This is a genomic window from Agromyces sp. NPDC055520, assembly GCF_053619715.1.
The window spans coordinates 1-24,935 of sequence record NZ_JBSHJY010000024.1; the positions used below are offsets into that span (position 1 = coordinate 1).

The following is a 24,935-nucleotide window of genomic DNA, read 5'->3' on the forward strand; positions in this document are numbered from 1 at the left end:
GTGCTAGGCCACAGGCGCGGCCTCACGGCGTGCTGCCACGCGGCCCGCAAGCAGCTCTGCGATCTGCACGGCGTTCAGCGCCGCACCCTTGCGCAGGTTGTCGTTCGAGATGAAGAGCACGAGACCCTTGCCCTCGGGCGCCGACTGGTCGCGGCGGATGCGCCCGACGTAGCTCGGGTCGCTGCCGGCCGCCTGCAACGGCGTGGGCACGTCGGAGAGCTCGACACCGGGGGCGGCGGCGAGCAGCTCGGTCGCCCGCTCGGGCGTGATCTCGTTGGCGAACTCGGCGTGGATCGAGAGCGAGTGGCCCGTGAAGACCGGCACGCGCACGCACGTGCCGGCGACGCGCAGGCCCGGCAGCTCGAGGATCTTGCGGCTCTCGTTGCGGAGCTTCTTCTCTTCGTCGGACTCGAGGTCGCCGTCGTCGACGATCGAGCCGGCGAGCGGGATCACGTCGAACGCGATCGTGCGCGGGAACTTCGAGGCTTCGGGGAACTCGACCGCCGAACCGTCTTGCACGAGACGGATCGCGTCTTGCGCGACCGCGGCGCGCGCCTGCTCGAGCAGCTCCTCGCCGCCCGCGAGTCCGGCACCCGAGACCGCCTGGTACGTGCTCACGATGAGTCGCTCGAGGCCGGCCTCGTCGTGCAGCACCTTCAGCACGGGCATCGCGGCCATCGTCGTGCAGTTGGGGTTCGCGATGATGCCCTTGACGGCCTGGTCGATCGCGTGCGGGTTGACCTCGCTCACGACGAGCGGCACCTCGGGGTCCATGCGCCAGCCGCTCGAGTTGTCGACCACGGTCACGCCGGCCGCGGCGAACCGCGGAGCCTGCGCCTTCGAGAGCGTCGCACCCGCCGAGAAGATCGCGATGTCGAGGCCCGTCGGGTCGGCCGTCGAGGCGTCTTCGACGACGATCTGCTCGCCCTTGAACGGCAGTGTCGTGCCCGCCGAGCGGGCAGAGGCGAAGTAGCGGATCGAGGCGACCGGGAAGCCCCGCTCCTCGAGCAGCCGCCGCACGACCGCGCCGACCTGGCCGGTCGCGCCGACGACGCCGATGTTCACTCCGTTGCTCATGTGCTCTTCCTCACTCTTCACTTCAAGTTTGTATGACATCAGCCGCTGTGGAGGACGAACTGATCCAAAGGTGTCCTACAACGGCAGGATCGCCCTACAAAGCGGCAGAGATTCAGCGGCCGGTGCCACCGTGCACGACCGCGTCGTCGTCGCCGTCGAGCTCGAACGCCGTGTGCACCGCGCGTGCCGCGTCGTGCACGCTGTCGGCGCGCGTGACCACCGAGATGCGGATCTCGCTCGTCGAGATCATCTCGATGTTGATGCCCGCGTCGTAGAGCGCCTCGAAGAGACGTGCAGAGACCCCCGTCGCCGAACGCATGGCGTTGCCGACGAGCGAGAGCTTGCCGATCTGGTCGTCGTACTGCAGCGACAGGAACCCGATCGCGTCCTGCTCGTGCGACAGCGCGGTGAGCGCCCGCTCGCCGTCGGCCATCGGCAGCGTGAACGAGATATCGGTGCGACCGGTGGATGCCGCCGACACGTTCTGCACGATCATGTCGACGTTGGCGTTTGTCTTGGCGACGATCTTGAAGATCGCCGCGGCGACGCCCGGCTTGTCGGGCACGCCGACGACCGTGATCTTCGCCTCGGTCAGATCGACCGCGACTCCTGCGATGACGGACTCTTCCACAGCTTCTCCTTCGGGAAGGCGCGTGGGGTCGTAGACGATCGTCCCCTCGCTGTTGTTGAACGACGAGCGCACGTGCAGGGTCACGCCGTGGCGGCGAGCGTATTCCACCGCGCGAATGTGCAGAACCTTGGCTCCGGATGCCGCGAGCTCGAGCATCTCTTCGCTCGTGATCTTGTCGAGCTTGCGGGCCCGTTTCACGATGCGCGGGTCTGAGGTGAAGACGCCGTCGACGTCGGTGTAGATCTCGCAGACATCGGCGTCGAGGGCGGCCGCGAGCGCGACCGCCGTGGTGTCGCTGCCGCCGCGGCCGAGGGTCGTGATGTCGCGGGTGTCGCGGTTGAAACCCTGGAATCCGGCGACGATGACCACCGCGCCGTCGTCGAGCGCCTCGCGGAGGCGCACGGGGGTGACGTCGACGATGCGGGCGGCGCCGTGCGTGGCGTCGGTGATCATGCCGGCCTGGCTGCCCGTGAACGAGCGGGCCTCGTGGCCCATGCCCTTGATCGCCATCGCGAGCAGCGCCATCGAGATGCGCTCACCCGCCGAGAGCAGCATGTCGAGCTCGCGGGGCGCGGGCAGCGGGGTGACCTCGTTCGCGAGATCGAGCAGTTCATCGGTCGAGTCGCCCATCGCAGAGACCGCCACGACGACGTCGTTGCCGGCCTTGCGGGTCTCGACGATGCGCTTGGCGACCCGCTTAATGCTCTCCGCGTCGGCGACGGACGACCCGCCGAACTTCTGCACGATGAGGCTCACGTGGTCTCCCAGGGGTGGATTCGCGCCGCTCGGGTGGCCGGCGCCGGAAGCACCATCATATTGCGGGGCGTATGCGCGCCCCGCAATGTGACGCTTCCTCGGCCCGCAATGGCGTGGGTTCCCGCGATAGCGTGGGGTCATGACGGAGGCGCTCGATGGCTGGTCCGAGTTCAACGTCGCGATGGTCGGCGCCACCGCCGCCCTCGCGGGCCTCCTCATCGTCGCGATGTCGGTGAACATCACCGAGATCATGAGGTCGGTGACGATCCCGCCGCGCGCTGCCGCTTCGATCGCGGCGCTCGTGCTCGCGATCACGGCCGGCGCACTCGGGCTGATCCCCGGTCAGCCCGTCACGGTGTACGGCGTCGAGGTGCTCGTCTCGGCGCTGCTCGCCGGGGCCTTCCAGGTGCACGCGATCCGGGTGGTCATGCGCGAGGATCGCGCCTCGACGATGGAACGCGTGCTCAAGAGCGTCGCAGGTATGCTGCCGATCGCCGGCTTCCTCGCCGGCGCGGTGCTCGTGCTCGCCGGCGTCGTGCAGGCCGGGCTCATCGCGATGGCGATCGGTTCGGTGCTCGCGGTGATCGCGGCGCTGCTCATGGCGTGGGTCGTGCTCGTCGAGGTGCTGCGGTAGGTCCACAGGGCAAGCGGATGCCGCGACCCGACGCGCCCCCGGTCAGCGCAGGTCGACCCGGATCACCGAACCGTCGCCCGCCGAGACCGAGCCGACCGTGACGAAGGCGGAGTTGCCACGGATCGCCACACCGTAGGGCGCCGACAGGTTCGCGACGACCGCCTCGTGCACGGAGCCGCCCGCGGTGACCTTGCGCAGCGAACCGACGTGTCCGTCGAAGAAGTTGCCGTCGTCGAGCTGCACGGCGTAGAGCGTGTCTCCCTTCCAGGCGAGGCTCGTGACCATCGTGAGGCCCGTCGCGTACGCCGAAACCTGCCCGTCGGCGGTGACCCGCCAGATCGTGGATCCGCCGGTCGGGAACGGGAAGCCCGTCAGCTGCGACACGTAGAACGCACCGTCGGGGCCTACCGCGACGTCGGTCGGCACCGCCTGCGGCGGGATCATCCCCGGACCGAAGGGGTTCGGCACCGGAGGCCCGTTGGGGAACACGGCGACGGTGCTCTCGCCACGCGTGCCGACCGTGAGCAGGGTGTTGCCGCCCGCGTCGGCGACCGCCCAGTTCTTGGAGTTCAGCGCCGCGAACCCGACCGCGTTGCTGTCGGGCGGGATGTTGCCGTCGGGGTTGTTCGCGACCTCGTAGGCGTTGAGGTCGGCCGCGAGAGCGAGGTCGGCTCCGGTGATCGGTGCCGACTGAAGACGCCCGGTTCGCAGCGTGCCGAATGCCGCGTACTCGGCGGGCAGGGTGTCGCGCGACGTCGCCGCGCCGCTCATGCCGCCGATCAGCACGGCGACCGTATTGCCGCGCACCTCGACGTCGGACGCACCGATGACCTCGCCGTTGAAGATCATCGTGGGCAGCCCTGTCACGACGCGTCGCTGGTCGGAGCCGCTGACCTCGGTCACCGCTCCGGTCAGGCCGCACACCTGGAACTCCGGCCCGACGTCGGGGATGAGGTCGCAGGACTCTGCCGTGCCGGCTTCGGCGACGTAGAGGCGCTGGCCGGGGCCGACCGAGATCTGCCGGGGGTTGTCGAGCCCCGTCGCCACCGTCACCGGGTCGGAGCCGGGCGGAGCGGCGTTCGCCGGCGGAGCGGCGACGAAGAAGAGGCCGAGGCCGACGATCGCGGTGATCGCGACGGGAATCGAACGAAGTTGGCGAGACATTGAAACTCCTCGATGGAGGCTCTTGCGACGGATGCCGCAGGCCCAGCCTGTCGGAGGACGGGTGGCGCGACAAGCCCCTTTTCGAGTATTTCTCACCCCTGTTCGGGGTGCCGGTCCGGGGTGCCGGTCCGGGGTGCCGGTCCGAGGTGCCGGTCCGTGCTGTTCGGATGTCCGGTTCCGCCGGCGCTCAGTGCGGGCGGGGCATGTACCACTCGGTGTACTCGCTCGCACGGCCGCTCGGATCGAGCCTGATGACCCAGAGGTTCAGGTAATCCCTGCTCGCGGGATACTCGGTGCGACCCTGCACGATGACGAAGTTGCCGTCGAGCGTCTCGTCTTCGTGCAGCAGCTTCCAGTCGAACGCCCACGTGCCCGGATCGTCGCGGTCTTCGAGCCACCCTGCAACGATGGCGTCGCGCCCACGCCGGGGCGGCGCGTCGGGCGCCGTCAGGTATACGGCGTCGTCGGTGAAGAGCGCCCCGATCTGCTTGGGATCGTTCGACTCCCACGCGGCCACGTATCCGGCCACCCACTCCGCACCATTGCTCGCCATGGCTCCGTTCTAGCCGTGCGCCGACCGAGCGTCAAGCGACGCGACGTTCAGCCGACGACGCGCCGGCCCTCGAAGGCGCGGCCGAGCGTGACCTCGTCGGCGTACTCGAGGTCGCCGCCGACGGGCAGGCCCGAGGCGAGACGGGTGACGCGGATCTCGAGCGTGGTGAGCAGCCGGCTGAGGTAGGTCGCGGTCGCCTCGCCCTCGAGGTTCGGGTCGGTGGCGATGATGACCTCGGTCACGGTGCCGTCGGCGAGCCGCTGCATGAGCTGACGGATGCGGAGCTCGTCGGGGCCGATGCCGTCGATGGGGCTGATCGCACCGCCGAGCACATGGTAGAGCCCGCGGAACTCGCGCGTGCGCTCGATCGCGACGACGTCTTTCGCCTCTTCGACCACGCAGATGAGCACGGGGTCGCGCCGGGGGTCTCGGCAGATGCCGCACGTGGCCTCTTCCGAGACGTTGCCGCAGATCTCGCAGAACCGCACCTTCTCGCGGATCTGCGAGAGGATCTCGGCGAGTCGGCTCACGTCGAAGTGCTCGGTCTGCACGATGTGGAACGCGATGCGCTGCGCCGACTTCGGTCCGATGCCGGGCAGCCGCCCGAGCTCGTCGATCAGTTCTTGGACGATGCCCTCGTACATGATCAGCCACGCTCCCCGAAGCCGGGCCGCGACGGCGCCTCGACCTCTTCGAGGAAGGTCGCACCGAGCACCTCGCGCACGACGGCCTCGCCGTAGCGCTGGATTCCGCCGTCGGCACCGCCCGCGTTCGACTGGGGGCGACTCGCGCGCGCGGGAGCGCCGGCGCGGGGCGCCGAGACCGGCGGCGCCGAGGCTGCAGTCGCCGAGACCGCGGGCGCCGGGGCAGCCAGCGCAGCTGCGGTCGCGGGGGCCGCAGGCACAGGAGTGGATGCCTCGGCCACCACCTCTGACTCGGGCCCGGGCCCGGGGTCGGACGCGGGCCCGGGGTCGGGCGCGGGCCCGGGGTCGAACGGCGGCTCGTCGTCTTCGGGCGGTGCGTCGGCGTCATCGGCCGGGCCACCAGGGATCGCCACGGTCGCCCACGAGTCGACCGGGCCGGCCGGAGCGGCAGGCGTCGAGGGTCGCTCGACCGACGCCGGAGACGGTGCCGGCGTCGACTCCGACGCAGCCGCGACGGAGGCTGCGGGCGGCGTTGCGGGCGATACCTCGGGTTGCTGCGGGGCGGCCTGCGGCGCACCGGCGGGCGCACCGCCGGGGCCGTCGACCCTCGCGACGAACTTCACCCGTACGCCGAGCACATCGACGATCGCGCCGCGAAGCAGCTCGCTCACGCTCTGCCCGGGGGCGCCACCGCGGAAGCCCGTGACATCGTGCTCGCTCGGGAAGGCGAGCACGAGCACCTCGCCGTCGCGGAAGTCGCGCACTTGGGCGGTGAAGGCGACCATCCACGCGCTGCGCTTCGTGCGCTGGAGCGACGAGAGCACCTCGGGCCACGCATCGCGCACCTGTTGGAGGGTGACCGGCCCGACGGGCTTGGCGACCGCGGGTTCGGCCGTCTCGGCCTTCGCTGGTGGAGCGACCGCGGAGGCCGTCGGCGCGTCGGGCGTCGACGGCACGGAGGCGGCAGCCGCGGGTGCGGACGGAGCTGCCGGAGCGGACGGCGCCGGAGCGGCCGGCGTCGCCGCCACCGGTGCGGGCGTCGCCGGGCGCTCGGCCACGACCCGAGGCGCCGAAGTCACGGGCTCGGGGCGGGCGGGCCGCGCATCGGGCGCGGCGGAAGCCGCAGGAATCGAAGCCGCGGCGTCGGCCACGCCGACCCGGCGTTCGAGCCGCTCGACCCGCACGAGCGCCCCGCGCTCGGTGTCGTCGGCCGCCGGCACGAGCACCCGCGCGAGCATGAGCTCGAGGTGCAGGCGCGGCGAGGTGGCGCCGGTCATCTCGGTGAGCGTCTGGTTGACGAGGTCGGCGACCCGCGAGAGCTCGGCCTGGCCGAACGCGGCGGCCTGCGCGGCCATGCGCGCGAGCTCGTCTTCGGGCACGCCGCGCAGCACCGCCGCCGCGGTCTCGGGCGACGATGCTGCGACGACGATGAGGTCGCGGAGTCGCTCGAGCAGGTCTTCGACGAAGCGCCGGGGGTCTTGACCCGTCTGCACGACCCGATCGGCCGCGGCGAACGCACCGGCGGCGTCGGCGCCGCCGATCGCGTCGACGACCTCGTCGAGCAGCGCGCCGTGCGTGTAGCCGAGCAGCGCCACGGCCCGCTCGTAGTCGATCGTCGGACCCTCGGACCCCGCGATGAGCTGGTCGAGCAGCGACAGCGTGTCTCGCGGCGAGCCGCCGCCGGCGCGCACGACGAGCGGCAGCACGCCGGGTGCGACCTCGACGCCCTCTTCGGTGCAGAGCTGCTGCACGTACTCGAGCATCGGGCCGGGCGGCACGAGCCGGAACGGGTAGTGGTGCGTGCGCGAGCGGATGGTGCCGAGCACCTTGTCGGGTTCGGTCGTCGCGAAGATGAACTTGATGTGCTCGGGCGGCTCTTCGACGAGCTTCAGCAGGGCGTTGAAGCCCTGCGGCGTCACCATGTGCGCCTCGTCGAGGATGAAGATCTTGTAGCGGTCGCGTGCTGGGGCGAACACCGCGCGCTCGCGCAGGTCGCGCGCGTCATCGACGCCGTTGTGCGAGGCCGCGTCGATCTCGACGACGTCGAGCGACCCGCCGCCGCCACGGGCGAGCTCGACACAGCTGGCGCACACGCCGCACGGGACATCCGTCGGACCTTCTGCGCAATTCAGGCAGCGCGCCAGAATGCGCGCCGATGTCGTCTTGCCGCAGCCGCGAGGGCCGCTGAACAGATAGGCGTGATTGACACGATCGGTGCGGAGCGCCGTCATGAGCGGCTCCGTCACCTGGGACTGGCCGATCATCTCGGCGAACGTCTCTGGCCGGTAGCGGCGATACAGGGCGGTGACCACGCATCAATCGTAGTTGCCGCGTCCGACACCGCGGCCGGATGCCGGTGGCGTACTATGCGGGAATCGGAAAGGGGGCGCGAATTGTCGACGATGACACAGGCACAGCTCGATCGGTTCCGGGTGATCTTGCTGCAGGAGCGGGCGGACGCCGAGGGGAGGTTCGCCGAGTTCGGCGATGTCATGAGCGAGGTCCGGGCCGCGAGATCCGGTGCGTCCGCCGATGACGAGCACGACCCCGAGGGTCCGACGATGACGCAGGAGTGGTCGCAGCGCACCGCAGTGCTCGCCGACGCCCGCGCCGAACTCGCCGACATCGACCATGCGCTGGCCCGCATCGACGACGGCAGCTACGGCTTCTGCCGCAACTGCGGCAAGCGCATCACGGTGCCGCGCCTCGAGGCCAGACCCACCGCAGAGCTCTGCATCGACTGCGCTCGGCTCGCGCGCTGACCGGGTGCGTTCGGGGTACAGGAAGCCCCGGACACGCCCTGCGGGACAGGCCCTGCGGGACAGGCCCTGCGGGAACGGGCCCTAGTACGCCCCGGCCGGCCGGGCGACGGCACGCACGGTGCGGTAGAGCAGGATCACGTCGCCCGTGAGCGACCAGTTCTCGACGTAGTAGAGGTCGAGTCGCACGCTGTCGTCCCACGACAGGTCGCTGCGACCCTTGGTCTGCCACAAGCCCGTGATGCCCGGCTTCACGAGCAGCCGTCGGTTCGCCAACTCGTCATACCGTTCGACCTCGGACGCGAGGGGCGGGCGCGGGCCGACGAGCGACATGTCGCCGCGCAGCACGTTCACCAGCTGCGGCAGCTCGTCGAGGCTGTACTTGCGCATCACCGCGCCGACCGCGGTGACGCGCGGGTCGGCCTTGAGCTTGAACAGCACCCCGTTGCCCTCGCTCTCGTCGAGCAGGCCCGGCAGGCGATCCTCGGCGTCGACCACCATCGAACGGAACTTCAGCATCTTGAACCGCCGCCCGTTCAGCCCGACCCGCTCCTGGTGGAACATGGCCGGCCCGTCGCTGTCGCGACGCACCAGAATGGCGAGCACCACGAACAGCGGGCTGAGCAGCACGAGCAGCGCGAACGACATGATCAGGTCGAAGACTCGCTTGGCCACGTACTTGCGGCCCTCGAACACGGGATAGTCGACGTGGATGAGCGGCAGCCCGGCGACGGGCCGTGCGTGAATACGCGGGCCCGCGACATCCGTCAATGCCGGCGCGACGATCAGATCGATCGATCGCGATTCGAGCTCCCAGCCGAACTTGCGCAACTGACGCGGCGAGATCATGTCGGCCCCGGTGTAGACGACGGTGTCGGCCTGCACCGCATCGATCGCGTCGATGGCGCGGTCATAGGATCCGAGCACCGGCACTCCGGGCACGAGCTCTTCGGTGCTGCCGCCCTGCGTGACCGCGCCGACGATGACGAAGCCGTTGCTGGTCTCGCGAGCGATCTGCCGAGCAACGTGCGCCGAGGCCGCCCGCTCCCCCATGAGAATGGCGCGGTACGAGAACTCGCCGCTCGCTCGGTGACGATTGAGCCATTGCCGCCACAGCCAGCGGCCGGCGAGCAGCAGTGCGAGCCCGCTCGGCAGGGCGATGAGCAGGTAGCCGCGACCGATCTCGGACTGCAAGACGAACGCGACGATCGCGAGCAGTCCGAACACGCGGATCGTAGCGTCGAGGATGCCCTTGTACTCCGAGCTGCCGCCGCCGATGATCTTGTGGTCGCGCGTGCCGTAGAGCGTCAGCCCCGCCATCCAGGCGATGATGAGCAGCGCAGACAGCAGCGTGTACGAGATGTCGAACTCGCGCCGCTCCGCCCCGACGAGGTGCTGCTGCGCGGCGCTCGCACCGAATCGAAGGAACTGCGAGCCGTAGACGACGACCACGAGCACGAGCAGGTCGGTGACGAAGAGGCGCATCGCGTAACGGCGTCGCCACCGTTCGACGTGCGCTCTCGACGACGTCTCTGAAATCTGACTGACAGCCAAAACGGGTCGCCGGAATCAGGATGAGGCAGAACGTGCACGGGTTGCACGGAAGCGGCAAGCAGCGTACTCGAAATCGGGCATGAGTGCTCCTGGAAGCGGGTGAAGTTCGGGCATCACCCTGCGGCACCAACGCTAGGACACCATGTCCGCTGCAATCTCCCCCGAGTTCGGGGGACAAACTCGCTCGCTGGTCAGGCGAGCATAGGCTCATGATCATGACGGCAACCCATCGCGCTCACGGCTGGGCTGCCGTGATTCTCGTGATCTACAGCGCGATCGCCGTCTTCGTCGGGGTCGTTCCGCGGCCCATCGATCAGGGCCTCACACCATGGATCCGCGGGCAACTCGCCTATCTGCATCGCCAGGGCCTGTGCGACTGGATCGACTACACCCTCGTCGAGTACGCCGCGCACGTCGTGCTGTTCGTGCCGCTCGGCATTCTCACGGTTGTGGCCATCGGCCGTCGCCGGGCCTGGCTCGCGATGCTTGCGGGCTTCGGCGTGGCGACGCTCGTCGAGCTCGTGCCGTCGTACGCCAGGGCGGAGCCTGCGCCCTCGCTGCTCGATCTCGCGCTCAACCTGATCGGGCTGGTCGTCGGCGCGGTGATCGGGTACTCGGTGCTCGCGGGGCTGGATCCGCGGGCGAGTGGATCACGCGGCGGGTGACCGCCGCCCCGGCGGCGAACTCGACGCGACGGAGATCAGGCGACGGAGGGCGTCGGCTACTTCGAAGCGAATGCCGCCGCATCGAGCGTGTCGCCGGCGAACGCCTCGCGCAGCTTCACGAGCTGCGCCTCGTCGAGCAGCACGATCGACTGCCCGTCGTCCGAGGTTCCGGTGCCGAGCGTGGGAATGGTGAAGAAGTGCACGTCGCTCTTCCGGACGTCTCGCATCTCGATCGCCAGACCACCGGCGTACGTGCTCGAGAATCCGGAATCGACCTTCAGGTACGGGGCCACTGCGCCGATGACCTCACTCACCCGGACGGGGTTCAGCGCCGTGTCGGGGCTCAGCACCTTGTCGAGCACGGCCGAGATGAACGCCTGCTGGTTGCGTACTCGTTGATAGTCGCCGTCGGCGAATGCGTACCTCTCGCGGGTGAACGCCATCGCCTGCTCGCCGTCGAGGTTGATCGGGCCCTGGGGAAATGTCATCCCGGCCATGTGCGAACTGTCGAACGCGATCGGATTGTTGACCGTGACGCCGCCGAGCGCCTCGGTCAGCCCCATGAACCCCACGGCGTCGACGATCGCGACGTGATCGATGCGAGCGCCGATGATCGACTCGATGGTCTGCACCGCGAGCGGAACTCCGCCGTACGAGAGTGCGGCGTTCATCTTCGCCATGCCATGACCCGGGATCTCGACCCAGCTGTCACGCATGATCGACATGACCGTGACCTCTGAGCGGTCGGCCGGGATGTGCACGACCATCATCGTGTCGGAGCGACTGCCGTCGGCGTCGTCGAAGTCCTCGAGTGGGGCACGGGAGTCGGTGCCGAGCAGGAGGATGTTCTGGGCCCCCGCTGCGGCTCCCGTCGCCTCAGGCACACGCACGCTCTCGTCGGGGAAGGCGTCATCGATCTTCTCGGTGCCCGAGTCGAACTGGTTCGCCAGCGACCCGAGGAACACGGCGGCTCCGCCGACGAGCACGAGCACGAAGGCACCGATCACGATGAGCGCGATCAACCACGGACGGCGCGCTCGATTCGACATGCGGACATGTTACCTGCACCGATTGCGCGTTGCGTCCGACGAACGATCCCCGACGGCTCTCGTGCCGACCGTCACACGCTCGAGACCGCGAGAACACTGGAATGTCCGGTCATCACTGCCCCCCGAAATAGGGGTCGGTCGTGCTGGAAGCGGCCGACCGAACGCCCGCCGAACGGCCCGCGCTGAGCCCTCCGACGACGCGGCGCGGGCGACCTCAGTCGCGTCGGCGGTACGAGTTGATCATGGGGCAGTCGAAGGGGTCGCGCGCGGCGAGCCCGACCCGGTTGAGGTACGCGATGACGATCGCGTACGACTCGACGAGACCGGTCTCGGTGTAGCGCACGTCGTTCTCGCGGCAGTACTCGCGCACGATCCGCTGCGTGCGGGCGAGCGCGGGCCGCGCCATGCTCGGGAACAGGTGGTGCTCGATCTGGTAGTTCAGGCCCCCCATGAACGAGTCCATGAACCGGCCGCCGCGGATGTTGCGGCTCGTGAGCACCTGGCGCTCGAGGAAGTCGACTCGCTCGCCGCGCGGAATGAGCGGCATGCCCTTGTGGTTCGGGGCGAACGAGGCGCCCATGTACACGCCGAACACGCCGAGCTGCACGAGCAGGAAGGCGGTCGCGAGGAGCGGCGGGAACGCCCAGAACACGAGCGCGACCGTGCCGATGAGGCGAACCGCGATGAGCGTGATCTCGAGGCCGCGTCGCTTGACCGTGCCCTTGCCGAGCACGTGGCGGATGCCGTGCACGTGCAGGTTGATGCCCTCGAGCAGCAGCAGCGGGAAGAACAGGTAGCCCTGCTTGCGCGTGATCATGCGCACGAGCCCGCGGCTCTGCGCGGCATCCTCTTCGAGGAATGAGATCGTGTCCTTCACGATGTCGGGGTCGCGCCCGATGACGTTGGGATTGCCGTGGTGGCGCGTGTGCTTGTTCATCCACCAGCTGTAGCTGATGCCGACGACGAAGTTCGCGAGGATGAGGCCCGCCCAGTCGTTGGCGGGCCCCGAGCGGAAGACCTGGCGGTGCGAGGCCTCGTGCGCCATGAATGCGAACTGGGTGAAGATGACGCCGAGCGCAGCGGCGACCACGAGCTGCCACCACGAGTCGCCGATCATGACCGAGGCTGCGACGGCCGCGCCGAGCACGACGGCCCAGAACACGGCCTTGCGCACGTAGAAGCCCACGAAGCGGTCGAGCAGACCCTCGGCCTTGATCTGGCGGGAGAGCTGCGCGAAGCCGCTCTGCGCCGGGTCCCCGGCCTCGCGACGACGACCCGCCGTCAGGATCACGGGCGACATGGTGCCGAGCGCCAGGTCGGGGCGTTCTACGATCTGCAGGCTCACGTGCGCTCATCTCGTCGTCCGAAAGGTGCGCATGATCTGCAGACGAACGCTTCGGGTGGTGCGATCGGCGGGTTTCCCGACCGTGCTGCGAGCGTATGCAGCGGATCGCGGCGTGCACATCACACGGCTGAGCCATTCGCACCCCCTACGCCGGTAGGGGTGCAGTGAATGGATGCCTCAGGCCGCCGCCTCGACCGATCGCAACTGCCGGAACGACGAGAGGTAGAGCGGGCTCGATGCGAGCACGAGGTAGAGCGCGGCGCAGACGGCGAGCGTCGGCACGAGCCCGGCCTGCTCGGCAGCAAGCCCGCCGAGCAGCGCGCCGAGCGGCATGGTCGCGGCGACCCCGGCGGTCGTCACGCCGAACACGCGGGCGCGCATGCCGTCGGGCACGAGCCCGTACATGGCGGTCTGGATCATCGGGTTGATCGCGCCGGCCGCGAGCCCCGAGACGGCGAGCACCGGCAGCAGCACCGACGACGGCGCGCCGAGCGCCATCGTGAGATACGGCACCGTGCCGGCGATCATGAAGCAGAGGGCGAACATGACCCGGCCCGAGAAGCGGTGCCCGACGGCGCCGAACAGCAGCGAGCCGGTCAGCGCGCCGGCCGCGAAGCACGCGACCATGAAGCCCAACTGCGCGGGGTCGCCGAGCACCTGGGTCGCGTACAGCGGCTTCAGTACGGTCATGCCGGCCGCGTCGATCGCGTTCGTGAGCGTGACGAGCAGCACGATGCCGCGCAGCAGCGGTGAGGATGCCACGAAGCGGAGCCCCTCGGTGAAGCCGCCGCGCTGGGCCCTGGCTTCGTCGGTGTGCGCCGCGGTGCCCATCGCTTCGACACCGAGCCGGCGCGGAACGAAGCAGAGCACCAGCAGCGCCGAGACGAGGAATCCGCCGGCGTCGATGACGAGCGCCGGCATCGGCCCCAAGAATGCGACGAGCGCGCCCGCCGTACCGGCGCCGAGCATCATCGCGGTGCGCTGCACGGCCGATTGCGCGCCCGCAGCCCGTTCGATCGGCCAGTGCGCGAGCTTCGCGAGCTCTGGCGTCATCGAGGTCTTCGCCGTGTCGCCCGGAGGGTCGAGGAGGCCGCCGAGGAAGACGAGGGCGAGCATCGCCCCGAACGGCAGCCCGACGGTCGCATGCAGGATCGGGATGGCGAGCACGGTGATCGCGCTCGCGAGGTCGGCGACGATCGACGACGGCCGATAGCCGAAGCGGTCGACCAGCACACCGCCGAGCGCCCCGCCGATCACGAGCGGCACCGTCGCGAAGACGCCGACGACGCCCGCCGCGAGCGGCGAACCGGTCTGCGTGAGGGCGATGATGGGCAGCGCGACGAGCGCGATGGCGTTGCCGCCGATCGAGAACAGTGCCGCTGCGAGGTTCGCCGCGAGCGGCAGGCGCCGTCGGGCGGCGGTCTCGAGTGTGCGCGTCAGCAGTTCGCTCACGACTCGCTCCTCGGGAAGGTGTGCGTGATCCAGCGCACGGCGCGGGTGCCGGGCCGCGGTTCGCGCCCGACCGCCCACCACTTCTCGCGCACGGCGGCGAGATCGGCGGTGAGCTCGCGAAACTCGTCGAGCGTGAGCCGGGCTCCCCCATCACTCGAGTCGGAGGCGGCGATCCACTCGCGCTCGAGGCCGAGTTCGGCGTCGAGTGCGGCGAGCAGCTCGCGGTGGTACGAGTCGATCACGGTGCGCCGCATCGCCTCGGCGGCCTCGCGTCGCTCGGGGTCGTCGAGGTAGTCGTCAGCGCTGAGCCGGGTCATCTCGTGCGCCGCACGCCACCAGCGCTCGCGCCCGTCGCGCTCGAAGTCGGGCGCGGGCTCGATGAAACCGTGCTTGGCGAGGGTCGACAGGTGGTAGCTGATCGAGCCGGATGCCGCGCCCGTCGCCTCTGCGAGCATGCCCACGGAGTGCGGACCGCTCATGCGCAGGATGCCGAGGATGCGCAACCGCAGCGGGTGCGCCAGGGCGCGCATCGCGCCGGCGTCGTGCAGTCCGATGGAGTCCTCTTGTTCGCTCACGGTTCGATGCTAACTCTGCAAGACTTCTTGCACAACACTTCTTGCACAAGTCTCTCGCCGCTCCCCGCTCCCTACCTTCCTCTTCCCGCGACGGTTTGCGCCCTGGAGGACGCGCGCAAATCCACCGCAGCGGCGCAAACCGTCGCGCGAGCGGGGTCCGGTCAGACCCCGACGAGCTCGAGCGACTGACGGGCGATCTCGAGCTCCTCGTTCGTCGGCACGACGAGCACGGCGGTCTTCGAGGCATCCGTCGAGATGCGACGCGCGACGGAACCTCGCTCGCCGTTGCGCTCCGCGTCGAGCTCGACGCCGAAGCCCTCGAGCCCCGCGAGCGAGAGCGCGCGCACCTCGGGCGAGTTCTCGCCGACCCCCGCGGTGAAGACGATCGCGTCGACCCGGCCGAGTTGGGCGGCGTACGCCCCGATGTACGAGCGCACGCGGTGCGCGTAGACGTCGAGGGCGAGCGTCGACGCCTCGTCGCCCGCCGCCTGCGCCGCGACGAGGTCGCGCATGTCGGCGTGGCCGCTGAGCCCGAGGATGCCGCTCTGCGAGTTCAGCAGGCGATCGAGGCCGTCGGCGTCGAGTCCCGCCCGGCGCTCGAGGTGCAGCAGCACCGCGGGGTCGATGTCGCCCGAGCGCGTGCCCATGACGAGCCCCTCGAGCGGCGTCATGCCCATGCTCGTCTCGACCGAGCGCCCCCCGTCGACCGCGCAGGCGGATGCCCCGTTGCCGAGGTGCAGCACGATCATGCGAAGCTCCTCGACGGGCCGTTCGAGATACGCCGCCGCGGCCCGCGACACGAATCGGTGCGAGGTGCCGTGGAACCCGTACCGGCGGATGCGGTGCTTCGCCGCGAGCTCGCGGTCGATCGCGTAGGTGTATGCGGCCGGCGGCATCGTCTGGTGGAACGCCGTGTCGAAGACCGCGACGTGCGGCACCTCGGGGAACGCCCGTTGCGCCGCCTCGATGCCCTCGAGGTTCGCGGGGTTGTGCAGCGGTGCGAGCGCCGAGAGCTCGTCGATGTTGATCTTCACGAGCGGGGTGATCACGGTCGGTTCGAAGAACCGCGCTCCGCCCTGCACGACCCGGTGCCCCACCGCGATCGGGGCCTGCGTCTCGAGCGAGGGGCCGTGCTCGGCGAACGCGGCGAGCATCACCTCGAAAGCGCCGAAGTGGTCGGCCACCTCGACGTCCGTGCTCCAGGAGGACGGCCCTTCGACAGGCTCAGGGACCGAAGTGGGCTCAGGAACCGCATGACGGGAGCGCCCGACGCCGCGCCCGATGCGCTCGACGAGTCCGCTTGCGAGCGTCTGCGACGACTCGACCTCGATGAGCTGGTACTTCAGCGACGACGAACCCGAGTTCACCACGAGCACGATGCTCACGAGGCATCCGCCGCCTGGATCGCCGTGATGGCCACGGTGTTGACGATGTCTTGCACCAGGGCGCCGCGCGAGAGGTCGTTGATGGGCTTGCGCAACCCCTGCAGCACGGGTCCGATCGCGACGGCGCCCGAGGAGCGCTGCACCGCCTTGTACGTGTTGTTGCCGGTGTTGAGGTCGGGGAAGATGAAGACCGTCGCCCGCCCCGCGACATCCGACTCGGGCAGTTTCGTTCGCGCAACCGCGGCGTCGGCGGCCGCGTCGTACTGGATCGGGCCCTCGACGGCGAGGTGCGGGGCGCGCTCGCGCACGAGCTCGGTGGCCCGGCGCACCTTGTCGACGTCGGCGCCCGAGCCCGATTCGCCCGTCGAGTACGAGAGCATCGCGATGCGCGGCTCGATGCCGAACTGCGTCGCCGTCTCGGCCGACGAGATCGCGATGTCGGCGAGCTGCGCGGCGGTCGGGTCGGGCACGATCGCGCAGTCGCCGTAGACGAGCACCCGGTCGGCGAGCGCCATGAGGAACACGCTCGAGACGACGTCGACGCCGGGCTTCGTCTTGATGACCTCGAACGAGGGCCTGATCGTGTGCGCCGTCGTGTGCGCCGCCCCCGAGACCATGCCGTCGGCGAGGCCGAGCTCGACCATCATGGTGCCGAAGTACGACACGTCTTGCACGGTCTCGCGCGCCTGCTCGAGCGTCACGCCCTTGTGCGCCCGCCGCCGTTGGTACTCCTCGGCGAAGCGGGCGACGTGCACGAAGTCGTGGTTCGAGAGCACTTCGGCCTTCGAGATGTCGAGGCCGAGGCTGATCGCGCGCGACCGAACCTCGATCTCCTCGCCGAGGATCGTGAGGTCGGCGACGTCGCGGGCGAGCAGGGTCGCTGCCGCGCGCAGCACCCGGTCGTCGTAGCCCTCGGGCAGCACGATGCGCTTGCGCTGCTGCCTGGCCCGCTCGAGCAGGTCGTACTCGAACATGAGCGGGGTCACGACCTCGGGCCGCGCGACCTCGAGCAGATCGAGCAGCGCCTGACCGTCGACGTGCTTCTCGAAGAGGGCGAGCGCGGTGTCGCGCTTGCGCTGCGACTCGGCGGCGAGTCGGCCCCTGGTGTGCGTGATCGCGAGCGCCGTGTCGTAGCTCGAGAGCTCGGTGCGGATGATCGGCAGCCCGGCCTTCAGCCCGTCGACCAGCCGGTCGACCGCCTCGGCGATCGGGAACCCGCCGTTCAGCACGATGCCCGACAGCGACGGGAACGTCGCGCTCGAGTGCGCGGTGAGCACGCCGAGCAGCACCTCGCTGCGGTCGCCGGGCACGACGACGACGGCGCCCTCGGTCAGACGAGCGAGCACATTCTCCATCGACATCGCGCCGATGATGACGCCGAGCGCCTCGCGGCTGAGCAATTCGGGGTCGCCGGCGTGCAACGTGCCGTCGACCGCTGCCATGATCGCGCGCATCGAGGGGGCGACGAGGTAGGGGTCTTCGGGGATCGCCCACGTGGCGACGGCGGGGCCGTGAGCAGGGCGAGCGGATGCCCCGGGGCCGGTCGATGCCGCAACGGCGACCGCCTCGATGATCTCGCCGAGCCGCTCGGGGTCGGCGCGGTTCGCGACGATGCCGAGCAGCGTGGCGTGCTCGCGCTCGAGCTCTTCGACGGCGAGCTCGGTGAGCTGGGCGAGCGCCTCGGGGCTGCGTGCGTCGGAGTAGCCGAGCCGTTCGGTGCGGCTGCGCCCCTGCCCCTGGCCGACCCGGCCGCCGAGCACGAGCAGCACGGGCGCGCCGAGGTTGGCTGCGATGCGCGCGTTGTACGCGAGCTCGGTGGGGCTGCCGACATCCGTGAAGTCGGAGCCGATGATGACGACGGCGTCGCACCGGTCTTCGACGGCCTTGAACCGCCGCACGATCGTGGCGAGGGCGCCGTCGGGGTCGGCGTGCACGTCGTCGTAGCCCACGCCGACCGCGTCGTCGTAGTCGATCGGCACGACGCCCTCGTGCGCGAGCAGCAGTTCGAGCACGTAGTCGCGCTCGGCCGTCGATCGGGCGACGGGCCGGAACACCCCCACCCGGGTCGCCCTGCGGGTCAGGGTGTCGAGGGTGCCGAGCGCCACGGTCGACTTGCCCGTGTTGCCCTCTGCCGAACAGATGTAGATGCGGTGCGCCACACGTCCAGCCTATTGCGACGGGCTCCGGGGGTTGACATGCTCGAGGGGCGGATGCGTCCGGAAAGCGAGCGGTGTTCGCTTATGCTGTTCGGGCACATCGACGTGCCGCGCCGGCTCCCCCACCGACGCGTCCCCACCCAGGAGCCCCATGCACCACATCGCCCTCATCGGAGCGGGCCCGTCCGGTCTCGCCGGTGCACGAGCGCTCAGCCGCGCCGGCATCCCCTTCGACGGCTTCGAGGCCGGCCCCGACGTCGGCGGCCTCTGGAACATCGACAACCCGCGCTCGACGATGTACGAGTCGGCGCACCTCATCTCGAGCCGCACGACGACCGAGTTCGCCGAGTTCCCCATGGCCTCCACCGCCGACTACCCGGGTCACCGCGAGCTGCTCGAGTACTTCCGCGCCTTCGCCGACGCGTACGGCCTGCGCGAGCACTACCGCTTCGAGACGAGGGTGACGGATGTCTCGCCCGCTCCTGAGGGCGGCTGGCGGGTCACCGCCGTCACCGCCGAGGGCGAGACGATCACGGGCGACTACTCGGCCGTGATCCTCGCCAACGGCACGCTCTCCGAGCCCAACGTGCCCGGATTCGCGGGCGAGTTCACGGGCGAGATCATGCACACGAGCGCGTACAAGTCGGCGAAGGTGTTCGACGGCGAGCGCGTGCTCATCATCGGTGCCGGCAACTCCGGGTGCGACATCGCGGTCGATGCGGTGCACCACGCGGCATCCGTCGATCTGAGTGTGCGGCGCGGCTATTATTTCGTGCCCCGTTATCTCTTCGGCCGCCCCTCCGACACGCTGAACCAGGGCCGGCCGCTGCCGGCGTGCCTCAAGCAGTTCATCGACACGCGTGTGCTGAAGGCGTTCACGGGCGACCCGGTGAAGTTCGGATTCCCGAAGCCCGACTACAAGATCTACGAGTCGCACCCGATCGTGAACACGATGGTGCTGAACCACCTCGGCCAGGGCGACCTTCGAGTGGTTCCCGATATCGACCGCTTCGACGGGCGCACGGTGCACTTCGTCGACGGATCGTCGGCCGACTACGACCTCGTCATGCTCGCGACGGGGTACCGCCTCGACTACCCGTTCGTCGCGCGCGAGCACCTGAACTGGCGGGGTGCGTCGCCCTCGCTCTTCATGAACGTGTTCCCGCCCTCGTTCAACGGCCTCTTCGTGCTCGGCATGATCGAGGCGTCTGGCATCGGCTGGCAGGGCCGCTACGAGCAGGCCGAGCTCATCGCCGCCTACCTCGCCGCTTCCGCCGACGCGCCCGAGGCCGCAGCCCGGTTCCGACAGCGAGCGGATGCCCCGTGGCCCGACCTCACCGGCGGCTACGACTACCTCGGCCTCGACCGCATGTCGTACTACGTCAACAAGGACGCCTACCGCCGCACGGTCAAGAAGCTGCTCGCGACCCTGTTGCCCGTTCAGGGGATTTCGGCGACACGCCGCGAGAGCCTGCCACCAGACGGCGTGTCGCCAGAATCCCCTGAACGAGCAACAGCAGCAGCAGCAACAGCAACAGCAACAACAGCGAAGCGGAGCCGCGCATGAACATCGACGACGTCGTCCTGAACTTCGCTCCGGGCTCGCTCGTCGCGCTCAACGTCGTGCTCGGCCTCATCATGTTCGGCATCGCGCTCGACACCGCCCCGTCGGACTTCAAGGCCGTGGCCAAGGCACCGAAGGCCATGATCATCGCCTTGATCGCGCAGATCGTGCTGCTGCCCGCGGTCACCTTCGGGCTCACGCTGCTGCTCGACGTGCAGGCCTCGATCGCGCTCGGCATGATCCTCGTGGCGTGCTGCCCGCCGGGCAACATCTCGCAGGTGCTGACCTACCGTTCGGGCGGCAACGTCGCCCTCTCGGTGTCGATGACGGCCGTCTCGAACGTCGTCTACATCTTCCTGCTGCCGATCAGCCTCGCGTTCTGGGGCGGACTGCACCCGACGGCGAGCACGCTCATGCACGAGGTGCGCCTCGACGGCTGGCAGATGCTGCTCGAGATCTTCCTCATCATCGGCGTGCCGTTCTTCACGGGCCTCCTCATCCGCGCCCGGTGGCCGCGCTTCGCGGCGAAGGTGCAGCCGTACGCCCGCTGGGTGAGCCTCATCGGCCTCGTCGGCTTCATCGCCGCGGCCCTCATCGGCAACTGGGCGATCTTCATGGCGTTCATCGGGGTCGTGCTGCTCGCGGTGTTCCTGCACGACGCCGTGGCGCTCGGGCTCGGCTACGCGAGCGCCCGCATCGGCGGCCTCGGCGTGCGCGACCGCAAGGCGATCACGTTCGAGGTCGGCATCCGCAACGCGGGCCTCGGCCTCGGCCTGGTCTTCGCCTTCTTCGGCGGACTCGGCGGCATGGCCGTCGTGGCCGGCTGGTGGGGCATCTGGGACATCATCGCCGGCCTCACGGTCGCGACCCTCTGGGCACGGCATTCCAAGCGAACGGATGCCGCGGCGCTCGTCTCGGGGCCCGCCTCAGCCGAGGCGGCCGACGCTGCGACCGACTCCGCTCGGTCTGCGGTGCCGCCGCTCGCCGCCGGCCCGAACGACGGCGAGCCTGCCCCGTGAGGCGCATCCTCGTCACGGGCGGCGCCGGGTTCCTCGGGTCGAGCGCCGTACACGCACTCGCGAAGCACCCCGGCGTCGATCTCGTGGTCGCCGGCGATGTGCGCACACCGGCCGACGCACCCGACGGCGTCGTCGTCGAACACTGCGACGTGACGGATGCCGCGAACGTCGCCGCCGTCGTGCGCGACCACCGCATCGACACGATCGTGCACCTCGCCGCGATCGTGAACCCGGGCGGGCTCCGCGAAGACGTCGAGTACCGCGTCGACGTCGAGGGCACCCGCAACGTGCTCGACGCGGCCGTGGCGTTCGGCGTGAGCCGCATCGTCGTGTCGTCGTCGGGCGCCGCCTACGGCTACCACGCCGACAACCCCGAGTGGCTCGTCGAGACCGATACGATCCGCGGCAACGAGGAGTTCAGCTACTCGCGGCACAAGCGGCTCGTCGAGGAGATGCTCGCCGAGTACCGCGTCGCGCACCCCGAGCTCGGGCAGGTCGTGCTGCGCATCGGCACGGTCCTCGGCCCGACCGTCGCCAACCAGATCACGGCGCTCTGGGACGCCCCGCTCATCCTCGCGATCCGCGGCTCCGAGAGCCCGTTCGTCTTCGTGTGGGTCGACGACGTCGTCGGCGCGATCGTGCGCGGCGCGACCGGCCAGGTGACGGGCGTCTTCAACGTCGCGGGCGACGGCCGCGTCACCGTCTCCGAGATCGCGGGCGCACTCGGCAAGCGCACGATCACGGTGTCTCCGGCCATGCTCGCCTTCGCGCTGCGCGTCGGCCACACGGTTCGGTTGACGGTGCACGGACCAGAGCGCGTCGGCTTCTTGCAGCACCGCCCCGTGCTCGACAACTCGCGCCTGAAGTCGGTGCTCGGCTACACCCCGGCCAAGACGAGCCTCGAGGCGTTCGCCGCGTACCTCGTCGCGCGCGCGGCACGGCCGGCTCGCGCACACACCGGCCCCGAGGCATCCGCTCGCTGAATCGGTCGCGGGAGCGGAGAACCCCGCGGTCAAATCGGCTGCTCGGGCTCGGGTAGACTGTCTCCGGCTCCTCACGTGGCGCCATCCAGGCCAACTCCCCCAGGGCGGAAACGCAGCAAGGGCAACCGGGCTCTGGCGGGTGCGTGAGGAGTCCCCGGGAGGATTCGCCTAGTGGCCTATGGCGCACGCTTGGAAAGCGTGTTGGGTGCAAGCCCTCGGGGGTTCGAATCCCCCATCCTCCGCCCGTGGATCAGCACGCAGAACGGCCCCGAATTCACCGGGGCCGTTCTGCATTTGGCGGCCGGATTCTCGCGCCCGCAGGCGCCGTGTCCTCATTAATGCGGAATAGCGCATTCCCTGCGGGGCGTCCATGATGTGAGAGATGTCAGCGGCAGCGATGATTACGAGGAGCGGGGATGCAGGGGGCTCCTCCATCGAGGCGGCGGCAGTAGGGGGCGAGGGCCTCAGGGTCGAAACCCTGAGGCCACGCCGCACCCTCGGACGAAGCACGGTGTTGCCGATCGCCGCCCTCGCGGTGCCGGTGCTGGCCGCCGAACTCTGGCTGATGGACCCCCGGGAGGCATGGCCGGTCATCGCCGCGACCGCCGCGGCGGTGCTGACGGTGATCGCCGTCGCCTGGGTCGGCTACCACCGCGCCAACGCGTCGATCAGCCGTTACGGCATCGTCGAACGCGGCTTCTTCGGCGGCGTCTCGACCGTGGCCGCCCGCGACGTCGCCGGCGTGCTGCGGGTGCAGCTCTACCGATCCAACAGCCTCGACACGACGCAAGAGCTCTTCGTCATCGAACGCACGGGCCGGGGCGCGTTCCGCATGCGCGGCCGGTTCTGGGACGATGCGACCATGGACCGGGTCGCCGAGGCGCTCGGCGTCGAGGAGACCATCGGCTCCGAACCGATGACGCTCGCCGAGCTGCGCGGGTCGAACCCGCGACTGCTCTACTGGTTCGAACGACGCTCGCTCACCCGCTGACCGCGGCACCGGTCGGCGGCGCGGTACGGGCGGTACGGGCAGATCTCGGGCGCGCGTCCATCATCTCGTGGACCATGGCGCGCCCCTTCGACCCTCGAGCCTGCGACTACTTCCGCTTGGCCATGCCGAAGATGCCGGTGATGACGCTCGTCAGCACGTTCTGCGTCGTCTTCGAGCCGAGCACCTGCTCGAGCGCCGACTTCTCCTTCGATCGGGACGAGCGCGAACGCGATCGCGAGGTCGTCGAGGTCTGCTTCATGAGCCGGTCGTACTCGGCCTGCGCCTTCCTGTCGGCCTTCGCGGCATCCGCCCGGATCTTCGCCTGCATCTTCTCGAACTCGGCGTCGGCCTTCGCCTTCGCGACGGCGGCCGCTTCGGCGTCGACCTTCGCCGCGGCATCCGCGAGCTTCTTCGTGAGGATCTCGTGCGCCGACTCGCGATCGATGCCGGTGCCGTACTTCGCCATGAGCGGCGACGCGGCGACCGCGGCATCGATCACCGCAGCGGGCGACGGCGACATCGACGCCTGCGGGGCGCGAAGCCTGGTCCACGCGACGGGGCTCGGCGCGCCCTTCTCGTTCATGACGGTGACGATCGCCTCACCCGTGCCGAGCTGGGTGAGCGCCTCCTCGAGGTCGTAGCCCGAATTCGGATACGTCGAGACGGACGCGCGCAGCGCCTTCGCATCGTCGGGCGTGAACGCGCGCAACTGGTGCTGCACGCGCGATCCGAGCTGGGCGAGCACGTCGGTCGGCACGTCCTTCGGGGTCTGCGTCACGAAGAAGACGCCGACGCCCTTCGAGCGGATGAGCCGAACGGTCTGCGTGATCTGCGCGAGGAAGTCCTTCGAGGCGTCGTTGAAGAGCAAGTGCGCCTCGTCGAAGAAGAACACGAGCTTGGGCTGGTCGAGGTCGCCGACCTCTGGCAGGTCGGTGAAGAGGTCGGCGAGCAGCCACATGAGGAAGGTCGAGTAGAGCGCCGGCTTGTCGGCGACGCCCGGCACCTCGAGCAGGCTGATGACACCCCGGCCGTCGGATGCCACGCGCAGGAACTCCGCCGTGTCGATCTCGGGTTCGCCGAAGAAGACGTCGGCGCCCTGATCGGCGAAGGTGATGAGCTCGCGGAGGATCACTCCGACCGTCGCCTTCGACAGGCCGCCGAGTCCCTCGAGCTCGGCCTTGCCCTCGTCGCTGATGAGGTAGGCGAGCACCGCCCGCAGGTCTTCGAGGTCGAGCAGGGCGAGGTTGTTGTTGTTCGCGTAGTGGAAGACGAGCCCGAGGCTCGACTCCTGCGTCTCGTTCAGGCCGAGCGCCTTCGAGAGCAGGAGCGGCCCGAAGCCCGAGATCGTCGCGCGGATCGGCACGCCCCGGCCGACGCCGCCGAGCGAGTAGAACTCGGTCGGGAAGGTCGCGGGGGTCCACTCCTGGCCGATGCCCGCCGTGCGGGCGAGCAGCTTCTCGTTGCCCTCCCCCGGCGTCGCGATGCCCGAGAGGTCGCCCTTGATGTCGGCGGCGAAGACGGCCACGCCGTGCGCCGAGAGCTGTTCGGCGAGCACTTGCAGCGTGCGGGTCTTGCCGGTGCCCGTCGCCCCGGCGACGAGCCCGTGCCGATTCGTCATCGCGAGGGGGATGCGCACCGGCACGTCGGGCAGCGCCTCGCCGTTGACGAGCGCACCGATCTCGAGCGCGGCGCCCTTCAGTGCGTAGCCGGCGCGGATCACCTCGATCTGGGCCTCGTCGAGCGGGCCGGATGCCTCGGCCGCAGGCTTCTCGGCGGTGGGCGCCGTCGGTGCCGGTGCCGCAGCCCCAGCCCCCGCAGCCGCTTCGGCCGCCGCCTTCGCGAGCGCGGCGGCATCCTCGGCCTTGCGGATCGCCTCCTCGGCCTGCGCCTGCAGCGCCTTCGCCGCTTCGGCGGCTGCCGCAGCCGCCTCCTGCGCCCGCCTCACCGCGTCATCAGCCATGGTGCGATCCTACGATGCG

Annotated in this window: 21 protein-coding genes, 1 tRNA gene and 1 other RNA gene; 9 read left to right on the forward strand and 14 right to left on the reverse strand. The window is 69.9% G+C overall.

All coding sequences use genetic code 11. The features are described 5' to 3' along the window. Positions 1-3 precede the first annotated feature (3 nt). Together ACWGST_RS10960 and ACWGST_RS10965 are read right to left on the reverse strand one after the other, a co-directional pair. Positions 4-1,077 (reverse strand): aspartate-semialdehyde dehydrogenase, encoded by a 1,074-nt coding sequence (locus ACWGST_RS10960; protein ID WP_452046699.1) that lies wholly within the window; start codon positions 1,075-1,077, stop codon positions 4-6. Positions 1,078-1,189: 112 nt separating this feature from the next. Then, positions 1,190-2,464: an aspartate kinase gene (locus ACWGST_RS10965; RefSeq protein WP_452046700.1), complete on the reverse strand. Its 1,275-nt coding sequence runs from the start codon at positions 2,462-2,464 to the stop codon at positions 1,190-1,192. 139 nt (positions 2,465-2,603) lie between these two features. Here ACWGST_RS10965 and ACWGST_RS10970 point away from each other — a divergent pair, with 139 nt between their 5' ends. Further along, on the forward strand, positions 2,604-3,098 hold the full coding sequence (locus tag ACWGST_RS10970; RefSeq protein ID WP_452046701.1) for a hypothetical protein: 495 nt from the start codon (positions 2,604-2,606) through the stop codon (positions 3,096-3,098). 42 nt (positions 3,099-3,140) lie between these two features. On the opposite strand, the gene ACWGST_RS10975 is transcribed toward ACWGST_RS10970, so the two are convergent. The 4 genes from ACWGST_RS10975 to ACWGST_RS10990 form a co-directional block, all read right to left on the reverse strand. Beyond that, positions 3,141-4,262: a ScyD/ScyE family protein gene (locus tag ACWGST_RS10975; RefSeq protein WP_452046702.1), complete on the reverse strand. Its 1,122-nt coding sequence runs from the start codon at positions 4,260-4,262 to the stop codon at positions 3,141-3,143. Positions 4,263-4,449: 187 nt separating this feature from the next. Then, a complete protein-coding gene (locus ACWGST_RS10980; protein ID WP_452046703.1) occupies positions 4,450-4,815 on the reverse strand; it encodes a YybH family protein in 366 nt (121 codons plus the stop codon). 47 nt (positions 4,816-4,862) lie between these two features. After that, entirely contained in the window at positions 4,863-5,459 is a 597-nt protein-coding gene (gene recR / locus ACWGST_RS10985) for a recombination mediator RecR (protein WP_452046704.1), read from the reverse strand. A 2-nt stretch (positions 5,460-5,461) separates the two neighbouring features. Beyond that, positions 5,462-7,771 carry a DNA polymerase III subunit gamma and tau gene (locus tag ACWGST_RS10990; protein ID WP_452046705.1) on the reverse strand — a complete coding sequence of 770 codons (2,310 nt, stop codon included), beginning with the start codon at positions 7,769-7,771 and terminating at the stop codon, positions 5,462-5,464. Between the two features lie 90 nt (positions 7,772-7,861). On the opposite strand from ACWGST_RS10990, the gene ACWGST_RS10995 reads away from it, so the two are divergent. Beyond that, positions 7,862-8,221: a TraR/DksA family transcriptional regulator gene (locus ACWGST_RS10995; RefSeq protein ID WP_452046706.1), complete on the forward strand. Its 360-nt coding sequence runs from the start codon at positions 7,862-7,864 to the stop codon at positions 8,219-8,221. A gap of 81 nt (positions 8,222-8,302) precedes the next feature. Here the strand turns inward: ACWGST_RS10995 and ACWGST_RS11000 are convergent, their stop codons facing one another. Continuing rightward, positions 8,303-9,703 (reverse strand): sugar transferase, encoded by a 1,401-nt coding sequence (locus tag ACWGST_RS11000; protein WP_452046707.1) that lies wholly within the window; start codon positions 9,701-9,703, stop codon positions 8,303-8,305. Between the two features lie 284 nt (positions 9,704-9,987). Between ACWGST_RS11000 and ACWGST_RS11005 the strand changes: the two genes are divergently transcribed. Next, positions 9,988-10,437, forward strand: coding sequence for a VanZ family protein (locus ACWGST_RS11005; protein WP_452046708.1), 450 nt, complete (start codon positions 9,988-9,990; stop codon positions 10,435-10,437). 56 nt (positions 10,438-10,493) lie between these two features. On the opposite strand, the gene ACWGST_RS11010 is transcribed toward ACWGST_RS11005, so the two are convergent. From ACWGST_RS11010 to pta, 6 genes are all read right to left on the reverse strand, one after another. Next, positions 10,494-11,486, reverse strand: coding sequence for an LCP family protein (locus tag ACWGST_RS11010; RefSeq protein ID WP_452046709.1), 993 nt, complete (start codon positions 11,484-11,486; stop codon positions 10,494-10,496). A gap of 214 nt (positions 11,487-11,700) precedes the next feature. Then, positions 11,701-12,786, reverse strand: coding sequence for a fatty acid desaturase family protein (locus ACWGST_RS11015; protein ID WP_452046735.1), 1,086 nt, complete (start codon positions 12,784-12,786; stop codon positions 11,701-11,703). A 222-nt stretch (positions 12,787-13,008) separates the two neighbouring features. Continuing rightward, positions 13,009-14,283: an MFS transporter gene (locus tag ACWGST_RS11020; RefSeq protein WP_452046710.1), complete on the reverse strand. Its 1,275-nt coding sequence runs from the start codon at positions 14,281-14,283 to the stop codon at positions 13,009-13,011. Further along, complete coding sequence (locus tag ACWGST_RS11025) at positions 14,280-14,858, reverse strand: ArsR/SmtB family transcription factor (protein WP_452046711.1); 579 nt, start codon at positions 14,856-14,858, stop codon at positions 14,280-14,282. The genes ACWGST_RS11020 and ACWGST_RS11025 overlap by 4 nt, the downstream gene beginning before the upstream one ends. A gap of 161 nt (positions 14,859-15,019) precedes the next feature. Next, complete coding sequence (locus ACWGST_RS11030) at positions 15,020-16,243, reverse strand: acetate/propionate family kinase (protein ID WP_452046712.1); 1,224 nt, start codon at positions 16,241-16,243, stop codon at positions 15,020-15,022. Then, positions 16,240-18,402, reverse strand: coding sequence for a phosphate acetyltransferase (gene pta, locus ACWGST_RS11035; RefSeq protein ID WP_452046713.1), 2,163 nt, complete (start codon positions 18,400-18,402; stop codon positions 16,240-16,242). The genes ACWGST_RS11030 and pta overlap by 4 nt, the downstream gene beginning before the upstream one ends. Positions 18,403-18,550: 148 nt before the next feature. Here pta and ACWGST_RS11040 point away from each other — a divergent pair, with 148 nt between their 5' ends. From ACWGST_RS11040 to ACWGST_RS11065, 6 genes are all read left to right on the forward strand, one after another. Continuing rightward, positions 18,551-19,966, forward strand: a complete 1,416-nt coding sequence (locus ACWGST_RS11040) for a flavin-containing monooxygenase (protein ID WP_452046714.1) — start codon at positions 18,551-18,553, stop codon at positions 19,964-19,966. After that, a complete protein-coding gene (locus ACWGST_RS11045; RefSeq protein WP_452046715.1) occupies positions 19,963-20,982 on the forward strand; it encodes a bile acid:sodium symporter family protein in 1,020 nt (339 codons plus the stop codon). The genes ACWGST_RS11040 and ACWGST_RS11045 overlap by 4 nt, the downstream gene beginning before the upstream one ends. Further along, complete coding sequence (locus tag ACWGST_RS11050) at positions 20,979-21,965, forward strand: NAD-dependent epimerase/dehydratase family protein (RefSeq protein WP_452046716.1); 987 nt, start codon at positions 20,979-20,981, stop codon at positions 21,963-21,965. Before ACWGST_RS11045 ends, ACWGST_RS11050 begins: the two co-directional genes overlap by 4 nt. A 62-nt stretch (positions 21,966-22,027) precedes the next feature. Beyond that, positions 22,028-22,124: signal recognition particle sRNA small type (gene ffs, locus ACWGST_RS11055), an RNA gene on the forward strand. Further along, a tRNA-Ser gene (locus ACWGST_RS11060) sits at positions 22,123-22,207 on the forward strand. The genes ffs and ACWGST_RS11060 overlap by 2 nt, the downstream gene beginning before the upstream one ends. Before the next feature lie 269 nt (positions 22,208-22,476). Next, positions 22,477-22,956: a hypothetical protein gene (locus tag ACWGST_RS11065; protein WP_452046717.1), complete on the forward strand. Its 480-nt coding sequence runs from the start codon at positions 22,477-22,479 to the stop codon at positions 22,954-22,956. A gap of 106 nt (positions 22,957-23,062) precedes the next feature. Here the strand turns inward: ACWGST_RS11065 and ACWGST_RS11070 are convergent, their stop codons facing one another. Then, on the reverse strand, positions 23,063-24,916 hold the full coding sequence (locus ACWGST_RS11070) for a helicase HerA-like domain-containing protein (RefSeq protein WP_452046718.1): 1,854 nt from the start codon (positions 24,914-24,916) through the stop codon (positions 23,063-23,065). Between the last annotated feature and the right edge of the window lie 19 nt (positions 24,917-24,935).